General features: G+C 56.6%; 16 protein-coding genes and 3 tRNA genes. 4 read left to right on the top strand and 15 right to left on the bottom strand.

What is annotated here, in order from left to right:
• Positions 1-3: 3 nt before the first annotated feature.
• From RBB47_RS18930 to tig, 10 genes are all read right to left on the bottom strand, one after another.
• Positions 4-609, bottom strand: a complete 606-nt coding sequence (locus tag RBB47_RS18930; RefSeq protein WP_305987439.1) for an NADH-quinone oxidoreductase subunit C — start codon at positions 607-609, stop codon at positions 4-6.
• A gap of 88 nt (positions 610-697) precedes the next feature.
• Positions 698-1,276 carry an NADH-quinone oxidoreductase subunit B family protein gene (locus RBB47_RS18935; RefSeq protein ID WP_305987440.1) on the bottom strand — a complete coding sequence of 193 codons (579 nt, stop codon included), beginning with the start codon at positions 1,274-1,276 and terminating at the stop codon, positions 698-700.
• A complete protein-coding gene (locus RBB47_RS18940) occupies positions 1,267-1,632 on the bottom strand; it encodes an NADH-quinone oxidoreductase subunit A (RefSeq protein WP_305987441.1) in 366 nt (121 codons plus the stop codon). The genes RBB47_RS18935 and RBB47_RS18940 overlap by 10 nt, the downstream gene beginning before the upstream one ends.
• Positions 1,633-2,137: 505 nt before the next feature.
• Positions 2,138-2,214: transfer RNA gene (locus tag RBB47_RS18945), tRNA-Asp, on the bottom strand.
• A 359-nt stretch (positions 2,215-2,573) separates the two neighbouring features.
• A tRNA-Val gene (locus RBB47_RS18950) sits at positions 2,574-2,649 on the bottom strand.
• 250 nt (positions 2,650-2,899) lie between these two features.
• Complete coding sequence (locus tag RBB47_RS18955) at positions 2,900-3,175, bottom strand: HU family DNA-binding protein (protein ID WP_305987521.1); 276 nt, start codon at positions 3,173-3,175, stop codon at positions 2,900-2,902.
• A 187-nt stretch (positions 3,176-3,362) separates the two neighbouring features.
• Positions 3,363-5,792 (bottom strand): endopeptidase La, encoded by a 2,430-nt coding sequence (lon, locus tag RBB47_RS18960; protein WP_305987442.1) that lies wholly within the window; start codon positions 5,790-5,792, stop codon positions 3,363-3,365.
• Between the two features lie 335 nt (positions 5,793-6,127).
• Entirely contained in the window at positions 6,128-7,393 is a 1,266-nt protein-coding gene (gene clpX / locus RBB47_RS18965; protein ID WP_305987443.1) for an ATP-dependent Clp protease ATP-binding subunit ClpX, read from the bottom strand.
• Between the two features lie 238 nt (positions 7,394-7,631).
• Complete coding sequence (locus tag RBB47_RS18970) at positions 7,632-8,267, bottom strand: ATP-dependent Clp protease proteolytic subunit (RefSeq protein WP_305987444.1); 636 nt, start codon at positions 8,265-8,267, stop codon at positions 7,632-7,634.
• Positions 8,268-8,467: 200 nt separating this feature from the next.
• Positions 8,468-9,817 carry a trigger factor gene (gene tig / locus RBB47_RS18975; RefSeq protein WP_305987445.1) on the bottom strand — a complete coding sequence of 450 codons (1,350 nt, stop codon included), beginning with the start codon at positions 9,815-9,817 and terminating at the stop codon, positions 8,468-8,470.
• A 456-nt stretch (positions 9,818-10,273) separates the two neighbouring features.
• On the opposite strand from tig, the gene RBB47_RS18980 reads away from it, so the two are divergent.
• Complete coding sequence (locus tag RBB47_RS18980) at positions 10,274-11,272, top strand: aldo/keto reductase (protein ID WP_305987446.1); 999 nt, start codon at positions 10,274-10,276, stop codon at positions 11,270-11,272.
• A gap of 71 nt (positions 11,273-11,343) precedes the next feature.
• Here RBB47_RS18980 and RBB47_RS18985 read toward each other — a convergent pair.
• Both RBB47_RS18985 and RBB47_RS18990 read right to left on the bottom strand, forming a co-directional pair.
• Positions 11,344-11,428, bottom strand: a tRNA-Leu gene (locus RBB47_RS18985).
• A gap of 100 nt (positions 11,429-11,528) precedes the next feature.
• Entirely contained in the window at positions 11,529-13,067 is a 1,539-nt protein-coding gene (locus RBB47_RS18990; RefSeq protein WP_305987447.1) for an NAD(P)H-hydrate dehydratase, read from the bottom strand.
• 362 nt (positions 13,068-13,429) lie between these two features.
• On the opposite strand from RBB47_RS18990, the gene RBB47_RS18995 reads away from it, so the two are divergent.
• Both RBB47_RS18995 and glnA read left to right on the top strand, forming a co-directional pair.
• Positions 13,430-13,768 (top strand): P-II family nitrogen regulator, encoded by a 339-nt coding sequence (locus RBB47_RS18995; RefSeq protein ID WP_006934743.1) that lies wholly within the window; start codon positions 13,430-13,432, stop codon positions 13,766-13,768.
• Between the two features lie 124 nt (positions 13,769-13,892).
• Complete coding sequence (gene glnA / locus RBB47_RS19000) at positions 13,893-15,302, top strand: type I glutamate--ammonia ligase (RefSeq protein WP_305987448.1); 1,410 nt, start codon at positions 13,893-13,895, stop codon at positions 15,300-15,302.
• Positions 15,303-15,369: 67 nt separating this feature from the next.
• Here glnA and RBB47_RS19005 read toward each other — a convergent pair whose 3' ends face one another.
• Complete coding sequence (locus tag RBB47_RS19005; RefSeq protein WP_305987449.1) at positions 15,370-16,413, bottom strand: P1 family peptidase; 1,044 nt, start codon at positions 16,411-16,413, stop codon at positions 15,370-15,372.
• A gap of 133 nt (positions 16,414-16,546) precedes the next feature.
• Positions 16,547-16,816 carry a tyrosyl-tRNA synthetase gene (locus tag RBB47_RS19010; protein ID WP_305987450.1) on the bottom strand — a complete coding sequence of 90 codons (270 nt, stop codon included), beginning with the start codon at positions 16,814-16,816 and terminating at the stop codon, positions 16,547-16,549.
• A 425-nt stretch (positions 16,817-17,241) separates the two neighbouring features.
• On the opposite strand from RBB47_RS19010, the gene tyrS reads away from it, so the two are divergent.
• Positions 17,242-18,495, top strand: coding sequence for a tyrosine--tRNA ligase (tyrS, locus tag RBB47_RS19015; protein ID WP_305987451.1), 1,254 nt, complete (start codon positions 17,242-17,244; stop codon positions 18,493-18,495).
• Positions 18,496-18,535: 40 nt separating this feature from the next.
• Here tyrS and RBB47_RS19020 read toward each other — a convergent pair whose 3' ends face one another.
• Positions 18,536-21,658, bottom strand: coding sequence for an AsmA-like C-terminal domain-containing protein (locus RBB47_RS19020; protein WP_305987452.1), 3,123 nt, complete (start codon positions 21,656-21,658; stop codon positions 18,536-18,538).
• Positions 21,659-21,955: the final 297 nt, after the last annotated feature.

Below are 21,955 nucleotides of genomic sequence, written 5' to 3' on the forward strand. Positions count from 1 at the left end.
GCCCTAGTTCGTGGTTGCTTTTTCATCGCCGGGCAGCACGTAATCCGTGCCTTCCCATGGCGAGAGGAAATCGAAGTTCCGCATTTCCTGGTTCAGGCGCACAGGTTCGTAGACGACCCGTTTCCGCTCATCGTCGTAACGAACTTCAACGAAGCCCGTGACCGGAAAATCCTTGCGCAGCGGGTGACCGTCAAACCCGTAGTCAGTCAAGATCCGGCGCAGATCCGGATGACCGGTGAACAGGATGCCATACATATCGTAGGCTTCGCGCTCGAACCATTCAGCACCTGGAAACAAAGGCGTGAGCGACGCCACAGGCGTTGTTTCATCCGTTTCGAGTTTGATGCGGATGCGCTCGTTCTGCACCGGTGACAGGAAGTGGTAGACAACGTCAAACCGCTTCTCACGGGCAGGATAATCAACGCCGCATATGTCCGTCAGATTGACGAACTTGCAGGAACTGTTGTCGCGCAAAAACCGCACGACGTCGAGAATACCGGTGGCAGTTACGGTCAGCGTCAGCTCGCCATATTCGATCTTCCACGAAACAAGAGACTCACCGAGGCCGAGCTCGATGTGCTCAGCGAGTTCCTTTAGCGTCTCATCCATCGTGTCTGACCTCACCCCCTGGAGCCTGCACGCGCTGGCCTGGGGAACCGTATTGTTGAAGACCCGCCGCCACTTGACGGCGAACCGCTTATCTTTCGATCGTTCCCGTACGCCGGATTTTCTTCTGCAGCAGCAGGACACCATACAGAAGGGCCTCGGCCGTCGGTGGGCATCCCGGCACATAGATGTCGACGGGAACAACCCGGTCGCATCCGCGCACGACAGAATAGGAATAGTGGTAGTAACCACCACCATTGGCGCACGATCCCATGGAGATGACGTAGCGCGGCTCCGGCATCTGGTCATAGACCTTGCGCAGGGCCGGAGCCATCTTGTTGGTCAGCGTTCCCGCGACAATCATCACATCAGATTGTCTTGGCGATGCGCGCGGCGCAAACCCGAAACGCTCGGCGTCATAGCGGGGCATGGACATCTGCATCATTTCAACGGCGCAGCATGCCAGCCCGAAAGTCATCCACATCAACGACCCGGTGCGTGCCCATTGGATGATGTTGTCAGTGGAGGTGACGAGAAAACCCTTGTCGGCCAGCTCGTTGTTCACTTCCAGGAAAAAGGCGTCATCTTCCCCAACCGGTCTGCCGGTATTCGGATCGATAATGCCTTTGGACTGCGGAGCAACGAGCGGCTCTGTCGTGGTCAATCCCATTCCAGCGCTCCCTTTTTCCACTCATAGATAAAGCCGACGGTCAGGACACCGAGGAATACCATCATTGACCAGAAGCCGTACCAGCCGAGTTCACCGAACACCGCCGACCAGGGGAACAGGAAGGCAACTTCCAGATCGAAAATGATGAACAGGATCGCGACCAGATAAAACCGCACATCGAATTTCATGCGCGCGTCGTCGAAGGCGTTGAAACCACACTCATACGCCGACAGTTTTTCGGGGTCCGGGTTCTTGTAGGCCAGAACGAATGGAGAGATCAGCAGCGCGAGTCCGATCACCAGCGCAATGCCGACGAACACGACGATCGGGACATATTCCCGTAAAAGTTCTTCCATGTCTTTCGCGTCCTTGCATTTGGAGGTGGATCGGGAGACGACCCGGAGCCTGGGCTTGGTGCTCGTCGCCTCTCCCGTTCGGCAGATCGTGCAGAGCCCGTCGGCCAGTGAAACCAACATGCGAGCGCACGCTTAGCTTACGACTTGGTGCAACGCAAGACCCCTGTGTGGTCAAACTCTTGCCACACTCGAACCAAATTCCAACCGAGCCTCTCCAACTCCCCTATTTCAGCCAGTTTGCACCAACCTAAAATGTCTTCACAAGTGGATTGCAAATTTGCCGCACCTGCGTTGAACCGCCGTCGCAACAGCGGAAATTCTTCCCGAGTCGCATCTAAGCGTAAAAAAGCAACAATTTGAATATGCTGCAGGCATCAGTAAGCTGAAATCGACACCGCGCGGAGAAGCAAAGACAGGCGCAAATCAGCCGCACCGATCGCCGGCTTTAAAACAATCGCTTTAAATCTTGGGAAGAACTGCTTGAAGCAGAAGAGAAAACCGTGAGTGGCGCGAGTGACGGGGCTCGAACCCGCGACCTCCGGCGTGACAGGCCGGCACTCTAACCAACTGAGCTACACCCGCTTCGTCCGACGACGTTTCGTCGCCGTGAAGTGGCGCTGATGTACGGCGGCTGCGAGGGGAAGTCAAGCACAGAGACCGACCTAACATGTCGTTTTTTTAAAACACAGACAAATGCGCCGTTCTATGATGCCTCGTTTGTCATGGTGCTTGTGGATAATTGTCAGATAAGGGGCGCTCCGGATCAGCGGGCCTTGATCATTGATTTTGCAGTTAGATGTTCTTTTTCAGAAGGTTACTGGTTGCGGCGACAACGAGAAAAGCAGGCTATCGCGCGCCCTCAAAGAACTGAGAATGAGGCACACAACACAGAAAAGGCCGTTGGCAGGCGTTGTTCACGCTTCAGGTCTTGTTTGGGAGAATGGTGGGCGATGAGAGACTCGAACTCCCGACATCTTCGGTGTAAACGAAGCGCTCTACCAACTGAGCTAATCGCCCCAATCAAGGTGAGACGCCTTTTAGGTGGTCCTACTAGCCTTGGCAAGAGCTAACTGGAAAAAAGCTGCACCGCCACAGACCCTGTGGACGACGAAGGCTGAGAACGATCAGACAAGCGGTCCACAGCACGCCTCAGCCCTGCCCCAGCACGCAAATCGTCCTGGGCGCGAGCAACGTGGCACCGCAAACAAAATAACCCCGTATCCGATAACTCAGATACGGGGCGCTTTGATTTGACGTTTGAAAACGCTTAGGCGTTCACAGCGTCTTTCAGGCCTTTGCCGGCCTTGAACTTCGGCGTCTTAGAAGCCGGGATCTGGATCGTTTCGCCAGTCCGCGGGTTCCGGCCTTCGGTTGCTGCACGTTCAGAAACCGTGAAGTTACCAAAACCGATGATGCGGACTTCGTCGCCGCCTTTCAGCGTTTCCGTGACTGCATCGAAAGTTGCGTCAACTGCTTCGCCTGCCTGCGCTTTGGTGAGGCCGGTCTTTTCTGCAACACTTGCGATCAGATCGTTCTTATTCATAGCAGATACCTTTCTAAGAAACGGCAGAGTGCCAACGATTCTTGTCAGCGCCGTTGCGCGAAATTCGGGCGAATTGAAACGAAACGCAAGTGGTTTTTTCGCAGAAAACCGCCATTTTGAACGATTATTCAAAAGAAAAGCCCCGGAATCCCCGGGGCTCGTCTTTTTGTGCAGTGCAAAAGTCGGTTTAGTGGGCCAAAACGCCGGATTTTTCCTTGTCCGACTCACTTGCTTTTGCGGCGGCTTCAGCGGCACTTTCGTCCCACTCAATCGCTTCCGGCTGACGCACGAGAGCGTGCTTGAGGACCTCTTCCATGCCGGAGACCGGAATGATCTCGAGTGAATTTTTCACCGAGTCCGGAATGTCTGCAAGGTCCTTGGCGTTGTCTTCAGGTATCATCACCAGCTTGATACCGCCTCTGAGCGCTGCCAGCAGTTTCTCCTTCAGACCACCGATCGGTAGCACCCGGCCACGCAGCGTGATCTCTCCGGTCATGGCCACATCCCGGCGAACGGGTATACCGGTCATGGTCGAGATCACCGCAGTTGCCATCGCTATACCGGCCGACGGGCCGTCCTTCGGCGTTGCGCCTTCCGGAACGTGCACGTGAATGTCGGTCTTGTCGAACTTCGGCGGCTCGATGCCATAGTCGACAGCACGCGAACGCACGTAGGAGGCAGCCGCGGAAATCGACTCCTTCATCACGTCCTTCAGGTTGCCGGTCACGGTCATCTTGCCTTTGCCCGGCATCATAACGCCTTCGATCGTGAGCAGCTCACCGCCGACTTCCGTCCAGGCAAGACCGGTCACAACACCGATCTGGTCTTCCAGCTCGGCTTCGCCGTAGCGATAACGCGGAACGCCGAGGTAATCCTCAACAACTTCCTGCGTCACGGTAATGCTTTCCTTGTCGCTCATGAGGATCTCCTTGACCGATTTGCGGGCAAGGGTCGCCATTTCACGTTCAAGGTTACGCACACCGGCTTCGCGGGTATAACGGCGAACGACAAATTGAAGCGCGTCGTCTTCGATCTTGAATTCGCCTTCGCGCAGACCGTGGTCCTTCTCAGCCTTGGGGATGAGGTGACGGCGGCAGATTTCCACCTTTTCCTCTTCCGTGTAGCCGGCAATCCGGATGATCTCCATGCGGTCCATCAGTGGCCCGGGGATGTTCAGCGTATTAGCCGTCGTCACGAACATTACGTCTGAAAGGTCATATTCGACCTCCAGGTAATGATCCATGAACGTGGAGTTCTGTTCCGGATCGAGCACTTCAAGAAGTGCCGAGGACGGATCACCCCTGAAGTCCATGCCCATTTTGTCGATCTCATCGAGCAAGAAAAGAGGATTGGACTTTTTGGCCTTCTTCATCGACTGGATGACCTTGCCGGGCATCGAGCCGATATAGGTACGGCGGTGTCCGCGGATTTCCGCTTCGTCGCGTACGCCGCCAAGGGACATCCGAACGAATTCACGCCCGGTCGCCTTGGCGATCGACTTGCCGAGCGACGTTTTACCGACACCCGGAGGACCGACCAGACAGAGGATCGGACCGCGCAACTTGTTTGCCCGGCTCTGAACTGCCAGATATTCGACGATACGTTCCTTGACCTTGTCGAGGCCGTAGTGATCGGTGTCGAGCACCTTCTCGGCAAGCGCCAGGTCATGCTTGACCTTGGACTTCTTGTTCCACGGGATGCCGATCAGCCAATCCAGATAGTTGCGGACAACGGTCGCTTCCGCCGACATCGGGCTCATCTGCTTGAGCTTCTTGATCTCCGCGGCAGCACGTTCGCGCGCTTCCTTGGTCAGCTTGGTTTTCTTGATCTTTTCCTCAAGCTCGGCAATCTCGTCGCGGCCGTCCTCGCTGTCGCCGAGTTCCTTCTGAATGGCCTTCATCTGCTCATTCAGATAGTACTCGCGCTGCGTCTTCTCCATCTGGCGCTTGACGCGCGAGCGGATGCGCTTTTCAACCTGCAGGACGGAGATTTCACTCTCCATCATGCCGAGAACGCGCTCAAGGCGCTCGGCGACCGAAACGACGCCCAGAATCTCCTGCTTTTCCGGAATCTTGATCGCAAGATGCGACGCGATCGTGTCGGCCAGCTTTGAATAGTCATCGATCTGATTGACCGCACCGAGGACCTCAGGTGAAACCTTCTTGTTCAGTTTCACGTAGTTCTCAAACTCGGAGACAACCGAACGCGCCAGGGCTTCCACTTCGATGTTCTCGCCATCGCGTTCCGGGAGCACTGTCGCCGAGGCTTCAAAATAATCTGTCCGGTCGGAATAATGACCGATCTGCGCGCGTGCGCCCCCCTCGACCAGCACCTTGACGGTATTGTCCGGCAGCTTGAGCAGCTGAAGCACCGTGGCCAGCGTGCCGACATTGTAGATCTGGTCGGGATTCGGATCGTCGTCAGCCGCATTCATCTGGGTGGCCAGAAGAATGTGCTTGTCGGTTGTCATCACCTCTTCCAGAGCCTTGATCGACTTCTCGCGCCCGACGAAAAGCGGAACGATCATGTGGGGGAAGACGACAATGTCGCGAAGCGGCAGGACGGGATAGACAGCAGTACTGTCCGGATCGGTGGCGCGGATTTCTGCGTCGCTCATTTTTTATCCTTTCTCAGCGTGTTCCAGCCCCATCGATGAAAAGGCAACCAGAACACTGGAAAACGGCTTTCGGGTTAAATCCCCGACTGGCCGGACCGCAGCACCCCAACTGGGCGTGCTGGCAGTTCGCACAAGCCGTCCTTTAGGCCTATTAGGTGGACACCTGGCATGCCGGTGTCAAGGCGAGCCGACACGTCAAATAGGACTAGTCTGTTGACGACTCACAACGCCGGTGGAAAACACCGGCTCCCCTTGACAAGCAAACCCAAAACACAAAATGCCGCTCGTATTGAGCGGCATTTATTCACTTATTTCAAAAAGTGCAACCGTTCGCTCTAGGCACTCGTTGCAGACGTTTCCTCGCGGTCTTCGTAGATGTAAAGCGGACGTGCCTCGCCTTTGACAACTTCTGGCGAAATCACGACTTCCTTCACACCTTTGAGACCCGGCAGTTCATACATGGTATCGAGCAGGATCGATTCCAGAATGGACCGCAGACCACGGGCACCGGTCTTGCGCTCGATTGCCTTGCGCGCGATGGCCTTGAGCGCTTCGTCATGGAACGACAGTTCAACCTGTTCCATTTCGAAGAGACGCTGATACTGCTTGACCAGAGCGTTCTTCGGCTCCGTCAGGATCGTCACAAGGGCATCTTCATCAAGGTCTTCAAGCGTTGCAATAACCGGCAGACGGCCGACGAATTCCGGAATGAGACCGAATTTCAGAAGATCTTCCGGCTCCAGCTCGGCAAACAGTTCGCCGACACGCCGGTCTTCAGGCGCCTCGACCCTGGCCTGGAAACCGATGGAGGTCTGCGTGCCGCGATCAGAAATGATCTTGTCCAGGCCAGCAAATGCACCACCGCAAATGAACAGGATGTTGGTCGTGTCCACTTGCAGGAACTCCTGCTGCGGGTGCTTGCGGCCGCCTTGCGGCGGAACCGAGGCAACAGTGCCTTCCATGATCTTCAAAAGCGCCTGCTGAACGCCCTCACCCGAGACATCACGGGTGATCGACGGATTGTCCGCCTTGCGGCTGATCTTGTCGACCTCATCAATATAGACGATGCCGCGCTGCGCACGTTCGACGTTGTAGTCAGCCGACTGAAGCAGCTTCAGGATGATGTTCTCAACATCTTCACCAACGTAACCGGCCTCGGTCAGGGTCGTGGCATCGGCCATCGTGAACGGCACATCCAGGATCCTGGCGAGCGTCTGCGCCAGCAGCGTCTTGCCGCAACCGGTCGGCCCCACCAGGAGGATGTTGGATTTCGCCAGTTCCACATCGTTGTTCTTCGACGCGTGGTTGAGGCGTTTGTAATGGTTGTGAACGGCGACCGACAGAACTTTCTTCGCACTGCCCTGCCCGATCACATAGTCATCGAGAACGTCGCGAATTTCCTGAGGGGTCGGGATACCGTCCCGCGACTTCACCAGCGAGGACTTGTTCTCCTCGCGAATGATATCCATGCACAGCTCGACACATTCATCGCAAATGAAAACAGTCGGGCCGGCGATCAGCTTGCGAACCTCGTGCTGGCTCTTGCCGCAAAAGGAGCAGTAGAGCGTATTCTTGGAATCGCTGCCGCTGGCCTTGGTCATGTAGTCAACCTCGCGTTTGTGGGGTCTTCACCCCTTATCTTTCCGGTTGGAGCCTAAATTAAGGCTGAACCGGTTTTGAAGAAACGCCTTAAGACGCCGCTTCAAGCTATGATGTCATCATGCTTCACCACTAAAAATCAATATAGGTTTAAGGCGAAGATGAAAACCCGGCATCAAACAGGGAATTTCCGGCCTTTAGGACAGAATTTCAAGCCATCCTTAAGACCGGCTAAATCTCTTAGTCCTCACTTTCGCCGCCAAGGCTGGTTCGATCGGTGATCACATTGTCTACGATCCCGAATTCCTTAGCCTTTTCAGCAGTCATGAAGTTGTCTCGCTCCAGTGCCTCTTCGACCTGATCGAGACTTTGGCCGGTGTGCTTCACGTAGATTTCATTGAGCCGGCGCTTCATTGCCAGGATTTCCTGTGCATGAAGCATGATGTCCGCGGCCTGCCCGCGGAAGCCTCCGGAAGGCTGGTGCACCATGACTCGCGCGTTCGGCAGAATGAAACGCATGTCCTTGTGACCGGCTGCGAGCAGAAGCGAGCCCATGGACGCGGCCTGGCCGATGCAAAGCGTGGAGACCGCCGGACGGATAAACTGCATTGTGTCGTAAATCGCGAGACCGGAGGTAACGAGACCACCCGGTGAGTTGATGTAGATCGCGATTTCCTTGCTCGGGTTCTCCGCCTCCAGATAAAGCAGCTGCGCGCTTATCAGGGTCGCCACGTGATCCTCAACCGGTCCGGTGAGGAAAATGATGCGCTCCTTCAGCAAGCGCGAGTAGATATCGAAGGCCCGCTCGCCCCGGTTTGTCTGCTCGACAACCATCGGCACGAGAGTGTTCATGTAGATATCGACAGGATCCTTCATACCTCATCCATTTACTTGAGATGTTGCCCGGAAGACCCCGGGCAGGACACAGACCCTTAAAGCGCATCGATCAAGGGCCTGACTCGAAAAAAGCGACATCCCGTATATATGGGATGTCGCCCTTAACGCAAACTCATGACAGATGCGGCATGAAGGCAAGGTTAAAGCCGGGCCGCATCTGGGGATAACAGACGGTCCGATCAGGCGTCGTCTTCGTCTTCCGCAACAAGTTTCTCCAGCTCTTCCTTGGTCACCGTCTTGTCGGTCACCTTGGCGAGCTCGAGCATGAAGTCGACGACCTTTTCCTCGTAGATCGGTGCGCGCAGGGACGCGAGAGCCTGCTGGTTGTTCTTGTAGTATTCGAACACCTGCTGCTCCTGACCCGGGAACTGACGAACGCGGTCGTAAAGCGCGCGCTGCAGTTCTTCGTCGGTCACCTGGATGTCGTTCTTCTCGCCAATCTCGGAGAGAACCAGACCAAGGCGAACACGACGCTCCGCGATTTTGCGGTATTCCGCTTTCGCTTCCTCTTCGGTCGTGTCCTCGTCCTCGAAGGTCTTTTCGTTGCGCTTCATGTCTTCTTCGACCTGGCGCCAGACGATCTCGAACTCCGACTCAAGCAGCTTTTCCGGAAGTTCGAAGGAATAGTGCTCGTCGAGCTTGTCGAGAAGCTGGCGCTTGACGCGCTGACGTGTCATTGCACCGAATTGGCTTTCGATCTGGCCGCGCACGATTTCCTTCAACTTGTCGAGCGACTCAAGACCAAGACCTTTGGCAAACTCGTCGTCGATGGTGACTTCGCCGGGCGACGCAATTTCCTTGACCACAACATCGAAGGTTGCTGCCTTGCCTGCCAGATGGGCAGCCGGATAGTCTTCCGGGAAGGACACTTCAACAACTTTCTCGTCGCCTGCCTTGGTGCCGATAAGCTGGTCTTCAAAGCCGGGAATGAACTGTCCGGAGCCGAGAACGAGTTGGCCGTTTTCATCGGCACCGCCTTCGAAAGGCTCACCATCAACCTTGCCGAGATAAGACATGGTCACGCGATCGCCATCTTCAGCCGCGCCGTCTTTGGTGTCGAACGGCGTGTTGTTCTTGGCGATGTCGGCGACCTGGGTGTCGACTTCCTCGTCGGCGATCTCGACCATCGGACGCTCGATCTCAAAACCGGCGAAATCGACGATCTCGAACTCGGGCAGAACGTCATAGGTCATCTTGAAGGACAGATCCGCATCGCCCGACATGATCTTTTCGGCGTCTTCTTCCGGCAGATCGATTTCGGGGGTGAGAGCCGGGCGCTCCGAGCGCTCCTCAACAGCTTTCTGCGTTGTTTCCTGGATCGTGTTCGACAGGATCTCCGCCATCGCCTGACGGCCATACATCTTCTTCAGGTGCGCGACCGGCACTTTGCCCGGACGGAAGCCCTTGATGTTGGCCTTGGATTTCAGGTCGGCCATGTAATTTTCGAGCTTGCTGGCAAGATCGCCGGCCGGAATATCGATTTTGAGCTCTCGCTTGAGGCCCTCGGAGAGGGTTTCAGTTACCTGCATGGGTTTTGTCGTCCTCAGTCCCGAGCGTCAATTCGCCCCGGAGATGTTGTTTTAAAATCCCGTGTGCCGCGCTGCTCGCGCTCCCCTTTTTCCGGGAGCGTTCAATAGCAGCACCTCGCCCCGAAACGGACTCCGGGGCGCACGATGGGAGCGCGATACTGCTTGGGGGTTAAAGTGTCAAGGGCAGACGATGGAAATTGCCCATCTGCGCTGCCGATTCCAGCCTACCCAAAAGACTGGCAAAAGGCTCCGGATGTCCACCAACTCAACCACGTTCAAAGAACGGACTTTGTAACGCCGGGTTTGAAGTCCACGTTCTTTCGCTTAGAACATCTAGCTGCGGCACTCTTCGTTCAGATGGATCCAGCCAATGGTGCTCGCAACTTCTCTATCCCGCAAAAACGAGCGATCGGCTCATCAAGAATTCTTCAAATTTTCCAGCGCTAAGAGGCAAAAATGGATACACGCAGATTGGGTGCAAATGGACCTGAAGTTAGCGCGATCGGATACGGGGCCATGTCTTTTTCTGACCTTTATGGCCCAACCAACGAGGCGGAGAGCCACGCTGTCCTCAACGCCTGCCGCGATCTTGGTGTTACGCATCTGGACACAGCGAATATCTACGGCATGGGGAAATCTGAAAACGCTATCGGCAGCTATCTGAAGGAAAATCCGAAAGCGCGGGACGAGTTCATCATCGCGACCAAGGCAACGATTACCCGAGATCCGGAAGGCAATCGGATCTTCGACAACTCCGCTGAGCACCTGGAAGCCGAACTCGACAAGTCACTGCTGCGCCTTGGTCTGGAGTGTGTCGACCTCTTTTACGCCCATCGCCGCGATACGCGTTTCACACCGGAAGAAACAGCCGCCAACCTTGGCCGCCTGGTCGAAAAGGGCAAAACACGCGCGATCGGCCTTTCAGAAATTGCCCCCTCAACGCTTCGGCGCGCCATGACGGAATTTCCGATCACCGCCGTTCAATCCGAATATTCACTGTCCACACGCGCGCCCGAACTTGGACTTGTTCAAACCTGTGCCGAGCTTGGCGTTGCAATGGTGGCATTCTCTCCGGTTGGGCGCTCTCTGCTGACCGACCACCCAATACCGGTGGAACGGATCAGCGATATCCCCTTCCTTGCCGGCAACCCGCGTTTTATGGAGCCCAATTATTCGGAAAACATCCGCATCATGGAAAGTTTCCGCAAGCTCGCCTCCGAGATGGGAACGACATCGGCAGGGCTTGCGAATGCCTGGCTGTTGTCGCGCGGGCCGCATGTTATTCCGATCCCCGGCACGCGGTCTGTCCAGCACCTTCGTGAGTGCATTTCCGGAGCAAGTCTGAGCCTGACAGAAACAGACCTTGAGCGTATTGAAGCCGTGCTCCCGGTCGGCTGGGCTCACGGCGACCGGTACTCGGCGCAGCAATGGATCGGGCCGGAGCGGTATTGCTGACGGTGCTTGCACTCCTTGAAGAAGGCATTCGCCTATTCATCGGAAGCAACAAAAACCAAGTGTCTTGAAGATGGTGCGGATGGAGGGACTTGAACCCCCACGCCTTGCGGCACCAGAACCTAAATCTGGCGTGTCTGCCAATTTCACCACATCCGCGTCGCGTCGGGCCGAAACACCCCGCGTTCAAAGCGGGGCTTCTATAACACCACAGATTTTCCCGTCAAAGGAAAAAGCTGTAAAGCCCCGCGTGCCACTTTCAATTGTCCACAAGGGCACAGATCACTGGTTTCAGCGCGGGAGCAAGATCTTCTGCCGTGAGCCCGGGTCCGGCTTCCCTGCCCGCCTCGCCATGCAGCCAGACCGCCTGGCAGGCAGCTTCAAAGCCCGGAACACCCTGCGCAAATAGACCGGTTGCAATCCCGGCAAGAACATCTCCCGACCCGGCGGTCGCGAGCCAGGGCGGGGCATTCCGGTTGATGGCTGCCCGCCCGTCCGGAGCGGCAATCACCGTATCGGCGCCTTTCAGGATGACGATCGCCCCGGAGCGGTCGGCAGCCGCCCGGGCGCGTTGCAGTTTGTCACCGTCAAGATCCGGAAAGAGCCGCATGAACTCCCCTTCGTGCGGCGTCATAACCACGGGACTGGAAGAGTGCGAGATACGATCGAACAAAGCTTCTGGAGTATCTGCGAAACTTGTCAAAGCATCCGCGTCCAGAACGGTCGCCCGCTCCGCGTCTAGAATGGCCAACACCGCGTCCCGGGTTCTGTCACCGACGCCATAGCCAGGCCCGATCAACAAGGCGTTGAAACGCTCATCGCCAAGAAGATCCGAAATCGAATCGGTGTCAGTTACTTTCTTGAGCATCACAGCTGTCAGATGACAGGCATTCACCATCATCGCATCAGGCGGCGAGGCCAGGGTCACAAGGCCTGCACCAGCACGCAGCGCGGCTTCGGCCGATAGGCGAGAAGCTCCGGTCGACGACATGGGTCCCCCAAAGGCGACAGCATGGCCTTTGGCGTATTTGTGGCCGTCTTGAGCTGGTATTGGCCAGGCCTCCTTCCAGAGCTCTGGCCGGTTCTCGTGCGTCGCCGGTGCGATCCGATTGAGTGTTTCGGGCAAGATGCCTATATCGGCAACGTGCGTGTCGCCACACAGCCCCCGTCCGGGGAATAGCAGGTGTCCGGGCTTTTTCCGAAAGAAAGTGACCGTCGCACGCGCTTTGATCGCATCCCCCTGGATCTGTCCGCTGGCTCCATTGAGACCGGAAGGCAGATCGACAGCAAGAACGGGTGCACTCGAACGGTTGATCGCGCCGACAACGTGCGACACAGGCGCTGCCAAGGGTCGGTCCAGTCCGGCGCCAAACAGCGCATCAATAACAAGATCCGCCGCGGACAAAGCGTCAAGAAACTCCACGGCAATTCTGTTTCCCTCAATCGCGAAGGCGCATCGGCTGCGCAAGCCTGGCGCAAGACGCTCAAAGGCTTCGCGTGCGTCTCCCGTCAATCCGGCGGGATCCTTGATGAGGAACATGCTGACCACATGTCCTTCGGCTTCAAGGCATCTGGCGGCAATAAAGCCATCGCCACCATTGTTCCCCGGACCGCACAGAACCAGGACGTGACCGCCAGACATGCACAGTTCCCGGGCCTTGCGCGCAACGGCCTGCCCTGCCCGCTCCATCAGCACGATGCCGGGCACGCCCCCTTCGATTGTCAGCCTGTCGGCCTGCCCCATTTCTTCAGGGGTCAAAAGCGCAGCAATCGAATTTCCAGTGTCGTTTACGGTCACAACTTGCACTCCTGCGCTCCAAACAACGCATCCTCCAGTAATGCGATTTATTTGCCGTGATGCCAATGGTGACAACCCGATCACCTTTTTCGCCTATTTTTTATGCATTTTGCATAGTTTTTGCGCAAACCTTTGGCGAGGTGGCTGTCTCGATCAAGCTTGGGCCGGTGTATGTGCCGCTTTTCTTGGCGGATTTCTCTGTTTTGGAGACTTTTGCACGCGAGCGCCGGAGATTGGCACGTATCGTGCTAACGGGAGTTTATCGGTTTCCGCCGGTGATCGGGAACGCTCGCCCCGACCTTGCCGGCCAGGAGTGAGCCCGCCGACTTATCCGGCCTTTTACGTGGAGAGAGAATCAGGTGATGAAAAAGATCGAAGCGATCATCAAGCCCTTCAAACTGGATGAGGTCAAAGAGGCTTTGCAGGAAGTCGGCCTTCAGGGCATCACCGTGACAGAAGCAAAGGGCTTCGGCCGCCAGAAGGGCCATACCGAACTTTATCGCGGCGCTGAATACGTTGTCGATTTTCTGCCGAAGGTGAAAGTCGAAATCGTTCTCGGCGACGACATGGTCGAAAAAGCAGTTGACGCGATCCGCTCAGCTGCGCAAACAGGCCGCATTGGCGACGGCAAGATCTTCGTTTCAAATATCGAGGAAGCTGTCCGCATCCGGACCGGTGAATCCGGTATCGACGCCATCTGACCCACCCAATTCCGGCACCCGCCGGTGATCCAAACCCTGGCCTTGTCAAACAGAGAAAACAAAAGCCTCTGAAGGCCCGGACCCTAACCCCAACCGTTCACAAGATAATCAAGGGATGGACATAATGACCACTGCCGCTGACGTCCTGAAGGAAATTCAGGAAAAGGACGTTAAATTCGTCGACCTGCGCTTTACCGACCCGCGCGGTAAGATGCAGCACGTCACCATGGACGCTGCACTTGTTGACGAAGACATGTTCGCTGAAGGCGTTGCTTTCGACGGCTCGTCCATTGCCGGCTGGAAGGCCATCAACGAGTCCGACATGATGCTGATCCTAGATCCGGAATCCGCTCACATGGACCCGTTCTTTGCTCAGTCCACCATGGCAATCTTCTGCGACATCGTCGACCCGATCACCGGCGAAGGCTACAACCGCGACCCGCGCATGACGGCCAAGAAGGCAGAAGCCTACGTCAAGTCTGGTGGATTCGGTGACACCGTTTACGTTGGTCCCGAAGCTGAATTCTTCATGTTCGACGATGTTCGCTTCAATGCCGACCCGTACAACACAGGTTTCATCCTCGACAGCTCCGAACTGCCGTCCAACATGGGTTCCGAATACGAAACCGGCAACCTGGGTCACCGTCCGCGCACCAAGGGCGGTTACTTCCCGGTTCCTCCGGTCGATAGCGCACAGGACATCCGCTCCGAGATGCTGTCCGTGATGAACGAAATGGGTGTTCCGACCGAGAAGCACCACCACGAAGTGGCCGCTGCACAGCACGAACTCGGCATGAAGTTCGAAAAGCTGACCAGCTGCGCCGACAACATGCAGATCTACAAGTATGTTGTTCACCAGGTCGCACATGCCTATGGCAAGACGTCCACCTTCATGCCGAAACCCGTTTTCGGCGACAACGGCACGGGCATGCACTGCCACCTCTCTATCTGGAACGACGGTGACCCTGTCTTTGCCGGCAACCAGTACGCGGATCTCTCTGAGACCTGCCTTTACTTCATCGGCGGCATCTTGAAGCACGCGAAAGCCCTCAACGCTTTCACCAACCCGTCCACCAACTCCTACAAGCGTCTGGTTCCGGGTTACGAAGCTCCGGTTCTGCTGGCTTACTCCTCGCGTAACCGGTCTGCCTCCTGCCGTATTCCGTTCACGGCTTCTCCGAAGGCGAAACGTGTTGAGGTTCGCTTCCCGGATCCGACAGCCAACCCGTACCTGTGCTTCTCCGCCCTTCTGATGGCTGGTCTTGACGGTATCAAGAACAAGATCCACCCGGGCGACGCAATGGACAAGAACCTCTACGATCTGCCGGCTGAAGAACTGGCCGAGATCCCGACGGTTTGCGGCTCCTTGCGCGAAGCTTTGGAAGCTGTCGATGCCGACCGCGACTTCCTGAAAGCCGGCGGCGTCTTCGACGACGACCAGCTTGACGCATACATCGATCTGAAGATGGAAGAAGTCGAACGTTTCGAAATGACGCCGCACCCGGTCGAGTTCGACATGTACTACTCCGTCTAAGAGCCACCGCTCGATCAGACAGGACAACCCCGGCCGGGAGGCCGGGGTTTTTCTTTGTTTGAACCGTTCAGTCTTGCGTCGACAGCCAATCCGCCAGCGAAGAGCGCGCGTGCCCTTTGTAGCCGCGCATCGCCGGCGATGCGATCATCGCATTCAGCACGGCTTCCTGGGTTGTCTCCGCTGCGGCCTTGAACAAAAGATCGATCCTGTCTTCCTGCAGCACATCGCGCGCGACAAAATCACTTTCTGAGTAATGAGGCAGTCGCTGAGCTGTCGAAAAGGCAAACGAAATGTCGCCGCTGCCATTGCCGTAAAAAGCGCCGAGTCGTCCGAGACCCGCAGCCGCCCGTCGTGCGACCCGCTTGAGCTGTCGGCTTTCCAGCGGTACGTCCGTAGCGATCACGATGATCACCGAGCCACGCTCTTCCGTTGGTCGTGCGTCCTTCGGGTCAGGTTTCCGGCCGTCCGGCAAAATCAGATCGCCGGCCCTCCCGAAATTTGCCTGGACCAACGTTCCAAGCGTGAAAGTTTTCCCTGCCAGCTGGATCACGCGAGAAGACGATCCGATACCACCCTTGAAACCGAAGGCACTAATCCCCGTTCCGGCGCCGACGCTTCCCTGTTCGAATGTGGTTGAAGTAGCCTCAAGTGCGGCAAAGGCGTCTGCCTCAGTCAGTGCAAGTGCGTTGATGTCGCTCAGATAGCCGTCATTGCATTCCATCACCACTGGATTGACCGTCCCCAGGGCGCGATCGATCGAGGGATTTATCGAGAGCTCACGGCGAACCAGCGCGTCGATCCCGGTGCCGACACCGAACGTGTTGGTAAGCAGAATCGGTGTTTCGAGCGTACCGAGCTCCTCGACCTGAACAATTCCGGCGCTTTTTCCAAAGCCATTGATCACATCGACGGCAGCAGGGAGTTTTTCAAGAAATATGTTTCCCTGATGGGGAACAATCGCTGTGAACCCGGTCCTGAGGTCTCCGTTGATCACCGTCCTGTGGCCAACCGTCAAACCGGCAACGTCCGTAATCGTGTTGTTGGGGCCCGGTTGCATGTCCCCACATAAAAGACCGTGGGAACGGGCGGAAGAATACGGCTGAGAAGACATGGGACACCGGTCAGGAGATTCGTGTGTGTGATATTGAAAAAGAAGTAACCATCACACTCAACACGAAAAAGCCTCCCGGAGGAGGCTCTTCGTTAGCAACGAATTTGGGGCAAGCGCCCAAACGTCTTGCTTATCAGTAGCAGACCTGACGGTAGCCGACGACGACATACTGACGATAGTAAGGGCTCCAGCGACGGATCGGTTCGTTGTGGCAGCGCACCGGCTGATAATAACGCGGCTGAGCCTGTGAAGCGATGATGGCACCTGCTGCGAGCCCGATAATGGCACCGGCGGCAACTGCGCCTGCACGGTTCTTGGCATGGGCTTCGGTCGGAGTGATGGCCACTGCGGCGGTCGCGACTGTCGCAACGGTTACGGCGGCGATTGCAAATTTACGAAACATAACGGCTCCTCTCAAATGATCCTCAGCGTTTCTCTCACCCGCTGATGGGTTAAACTTACGATGGACCGTCTCACGCCTCTGTGATCGCTATCACGTAAAGTCACATTCACATCATCGAGCCAAACAAGTTGTTAATGTCTCCCGCAGCGCCTTGAATCAGGGTAACCAAAATGTGGACGACACTGGCTGTTTCCATTCAGCTGCTGACGGGCCGAACCAGCCCGACCCTCCGGACAATCGCGCGGCAGGCATCTGCTTCACTGCATGGCTGGCTTACGGCTCGGGGATGGACGATTTACCTCGACTTGCAGAAACACGCCCCGATTTCCCACTGACTACAATTTACATCTCATCCCTCACGCGCTAGAGCACGTCCGCACGAAAGCCAATGGGCAGCCAGAATAAGAACAGGCACGGACGAAAACATGAGCGAGTTTAAATCGGACTTCCTGAACGTTCTTTCGGAACGCGGTTTCATTCATCAGATTTCCGACCCTCAAGGTCTCGATGAGCTTTGTGCGCGCGAAACAGTCACCGCCTATATCGGTTTCGACTGCACGGCCCCGAGCCTTCACGCGGGCTCGCTCGTCCCGATCATGATGCTGCACTGGTTCCAGCAGACCGGACACCGGCCCATTGCATTGATGGGCGGCGGAACGACGCGCGTCGGCGATCCGTCCGGAAAGGACGAAAGCCGCAAGATCCTCACCGAAGACGTGATCGAGGAGAACAAGGCAGGTATCCGTAAGGTCTTTGAAAAGCTCCTGACCTTCGGCGACGGTCCGACCGAGGCCATCATGGTCGACAATGCGGATTGGTTGCTGAAACTGAACTATGTCGACTTCCTGAGGGAGATCGGGCGGCACTTTTCGGTCAATCAGATGATCCAGCGGGATTCGGTTCGTCTCCGTCTAGAGCGTGAGCAGCATCTGTCTTTCCTCGAGTTCAACTACATGCTGCTGCAGGGGTACGACTATCTGGAGCTCTATCGGCGAACGGGCTGCCGGCTTCAGATGGGCGGATCGGACCAGTGGGGCAACATCCTGTCGGGCACCGACCTTGTGCGCCGTCTCACAGATACCGAGGCCTTTGCCCTCACCTCACCGCTTCTGACCACTGCGTCCGGCGCGAAAATGGGCAAAACGGCTGCAGGCGCGGTCTGGCTGAACGAAGAACAATTGTCCGCCTATGACTACTGGCAATACTGGCGCAACACTGAGGACGCCGACGTCGAAAGGTTCTTCAAACTGTTTACCGTCCTGCCTATGGATGAAATTGCACGCCTGGCAGCGCTGGAAGGGTCGGAGATCAACGAGGCCAAGAAGATTCTTGCAACAGAAGCAACGGCTTTGATCCATGGCCGCGACAAGGCAGACGAGGCCGCCGAAACCGCACGCAGGGCCTTTGAAGAAGGCCAGGCCGCGGAAGGCCTTCCGACGGTTGAAATCCCGAAGGCTGATATCGAATCAGGCCTTGGTGTCTTGTCGGCCTTCGTAGCCGCAGGTCTTTGCGCATCCAACGGCGAAGTCCGGCGGAACATCAAAGGCGGCGCTGTAAAAATCAACGACAAGGGCGAACAGAACGACAAACGTGTGCTTTCAGCGAGCGACATTACCGAAGACGGCGTAATCAAGCTGTCGCTGGGCAAGAAAAAACATGTGCTGTTGAAGCCTGCCTGACGGCTTGTCGCCAAATCGGCCTGATTTTTAGGGCTGGACCCTAATTCGGTTGGAACTCAAACATCTTCCTGAAGATACCGGGAGCGATTGCGGAGACGGGATTGACCGTCAGAACCGGATCGGAAAGCGACCCGGACAGGCGATAGGTTACGCCGATAAGGCCTTCGCCGGAGTTGCCTCCAAGCGCAAACCCGAGGATCGGGATTTTGGCGAAGAAGTTGTTGAGCGCATAAATCGGCACAAATGTACCGCTGAGGCTGAGAGTCTGTTCGGCAAGATTGACAGTCCCGGCAACGGTTCCGCCCAGAACATTCCCCTGCAACGCCCCTCGGATGATCGTCAGTGTGTCGCCTTCGCGGGTGAAGTTGATGTCCAGCGTATCAAAGTTCGCGGACCCATCCGTCTCACGGGTGGCCAGGATAGGTTGGTCCGGGTCCGGATTTGACCGCTCACGCTCGCGGATTCGCTTGATCGCCGGATCTTCGGTGATCCGAAGGGATCTGACCTGGAAGTTACCGGCCCAGCTGTCCTCATCAGCCATGGCTACGTTGATAACACCCCGCCCGCCTTGCATACGTTCGTAGAAATCAAGAAATTTCAAGGTCGCACCGGTATCGGCAAACTGCCCGTTCGCGAGCTGGCTTCCGCCCTGCTCTGTCACCTTGAACTCAAATTCCGACCGTCCGTTCATCAAACCGCTGATGTCTGCGGTTCGAAGCCCCTCGCGTCCGGTTTCTATTTTTCCCGAAAAACCCTGGAGCGTCTGGTTGTTGAACCCGGTCACCCGATCGATCGTGGCTGCAATCCTCGCGCCCTCGGCAAAGTCTCCTGCCCCCTGGCTCCCTCCTGGACTGGTGAGGCTTTGAATCAACCCTCTGCCGTCAAACGAAGCCCCGGTAAACACGATATCGTACCGACCATCTGCGGCACGATGCATTTCAACGTCTGCGTCGTCCCCCGGCCGGAGCCTGAAAGTATTGAAAACAGCGTCGACGAGTTCGCCGGCCTTCGACAACCGCATGGATCCGGCAACCGTTGCTCCTTCCGTTTCAAGCTGGAAGTCGCGTATCTGCTGCTGGTCCTCCGTTTCAACGAGCTTGAAGGTGGCTTTTGCCGGAACGCCCTTTGCCTTTTCCCAACCAAGCGCCTGTAGCTGGAGCCTTGCTTGTCTGAGATCGACGGAAAACTTCTGACCGTCGCTGACCCCGGTCACATCCAGCGTCAAAGGTCCGCTCAGAAAGGCTGTCAGATCGATGCCCTTTTCCTTGAGCTGCTCCGCGGTGACCGAGACGACAACGTCCTGCTTGCCGGCGACACCTGACTCGCCGAGAGGCACAAGAAGGTCAATGTCGGCCCGCAGTCCATCAAGAGTGCCGTTTCCTGTGATGGTCACCTGCTCGGGATCCGCATCGATCTGGAGATCGGCGTTCTCAATCGTGTGACCCATAATCGGGTTGGCGTCGGTAAATTCGTTGAGTTCCCCGGTTGCACGCCAGTCGACGTCCTCGAGATTGACGCCATCAGCGAGCGGGAAAGAAGCGATAACATCCAGGCTTCCTGTACCGCTTGCGCCTCCCTGTTTCAGACCTGCCCGGTCAATCACACTCAAGGGTTCGGCATTCGCGACAGCACCCAGGTCTTCTGCCTCACCTTCCACCGTCGCTGTTACCGTGGCTGTTTTTCCGTCGCGGCGCGTCAGTTCGTAGATTTGGAAAGTACCTTCGGGAAGCGTTACCTCGCCGCCATTGGCAGACGTCGCAACGCCATTGACCGCCGAAACGGTCAGGACTTCGTTCTCGACCGTGAGGGTGCCCTCAATGCCTGTTATTTCAGGCAAGTCGCCAAATGGTGTCACCGCGCCGCCAGAAAAGGTCATTTCCGCACGCATGTCGTCACCTGACCAGCCCGGATCCGGATCGCGATGGTTGAACGCCGGCGGCCTGATCGACGCGACATAGGAAATTGTGTCGACCGTTCCAGCCTTGATATTCTTGATCACCCAACTGCGTGCGGGCGGTATCAGTGTGATTGGCCAGGCCTGCTTGGCAACGGCAATCGGGATGTTCTCGCCCTCGGCTGCAAGCGCGAGATACGGCCCCTGCGGCGTGACTTCTATACTGGCAACACCCTGTACGAGAGCCTTGCCAGATTTGGCGACAAACTGATCAACGGAGATAAGCCTACGCGCCGGATCGAACCGCGCTCTGACTTTCACGCCATCAATCATGAATGGCGGCTCCGGTATGTCTGATGACCCGAACTGGGGATGATCGGCATCAAGGCTGATATTCCACTCGTTCGTTCCTTCCGCCCCCGGTTCGACAAGGCCCTTGAAGAAAATCCGGGTGTTTCCCCTGATCACGTGCGACCTGGTGACTTCAATCGCTTCTTTGTTTGCCGAGAACAACAAAGACAGGGCAGCATCATCGAAGGCGACAATTGTTTTGCCGAGTTGGAACCAACCGTCCCTGACGCGTGCAACTGCATTTGCTGAAATGAAGTTGCCGTCGCCGTCCAATCGGGTCTCGACTTTGGCTGATGCGGGCAATCCGAGGCCCTTGCCTTGTTTGTCGGGCGCGTCCGGGCCGAGAAGTTCCGCAAGTGTTATACCGTTCACAACAACGCCGATATTCTTCCTGGTGCCGTCCTCCGGCGCACTTCGGGCCAGTTCCAGATGCCAGGTGGACACATTGCCGGTGACCCTTGCAAAAGCCCGAATAACCCGTTCTTCGCTGCGCACGACATCAGCACCGATGCCTTCAAACCGGCGCGGCGTCGCTCCCTTAAGTTCAAAAGTTCCGTCTCTTATTTTGACGAACCGCAGGCCGCGGCGCGCAAACTGGTCATCGACAACATCGCTTACCCGGTCGATCGCTTCCATAAGTGGTCCGATTTCCGGGACCTTGGCCGGGCCTCCCGCGAGCTCAACCTTGACATGCGGCCTGTCGAGCTGAAGGGAGGAAAAACGCAATTTGCCGGAGATCAGTTCCTCCGGGTCGAGTGGCACGGTCAGTTTCGGCAAGTTGATCTGAACCGGGGTTGGCCCGGCAATATCGACTGTTGCACTGCTCAGGAGAATTTCAATTCCATCCGGTGCAGTGAAATCAATCCGCCCTTCTGCAATGGAAAGCGTGACCGGCCCGCGCGTACCTTGTGAGGCCAAGAGAGCGCCCAGAAACGGAATTCGGACCGGGCCGGACGAGAACAGATAAACAAGACCGGCAACAAGACAGACGAAGACTGCCGCAACTGCGTACCGCAGGCGTTTTCGGGAGGTGGTCCGGGGCAGTGCTTTCGCCGGTTCATTTTTACCGCCGGCTTTTCGAAATAAGTTCAGTCTGTTCTCCTGCCTGTACAACTATGACAGGCGGTTGGGGGTTAGCCGGTTATGGAACCTCTTGTCGCGCATTGATCGAGTCATCGCGTGACCTATGATACTTCGAAACGCGTAACAAAAGCG

The organism is Roseibium sp. MMSF_3544, from assembly GCF_030732845.1.
GTDB lineage: Bacteria > Pseudomonadota > Alphaproteobacteria > Rhizobiales > Stappiaceae > Roseibium.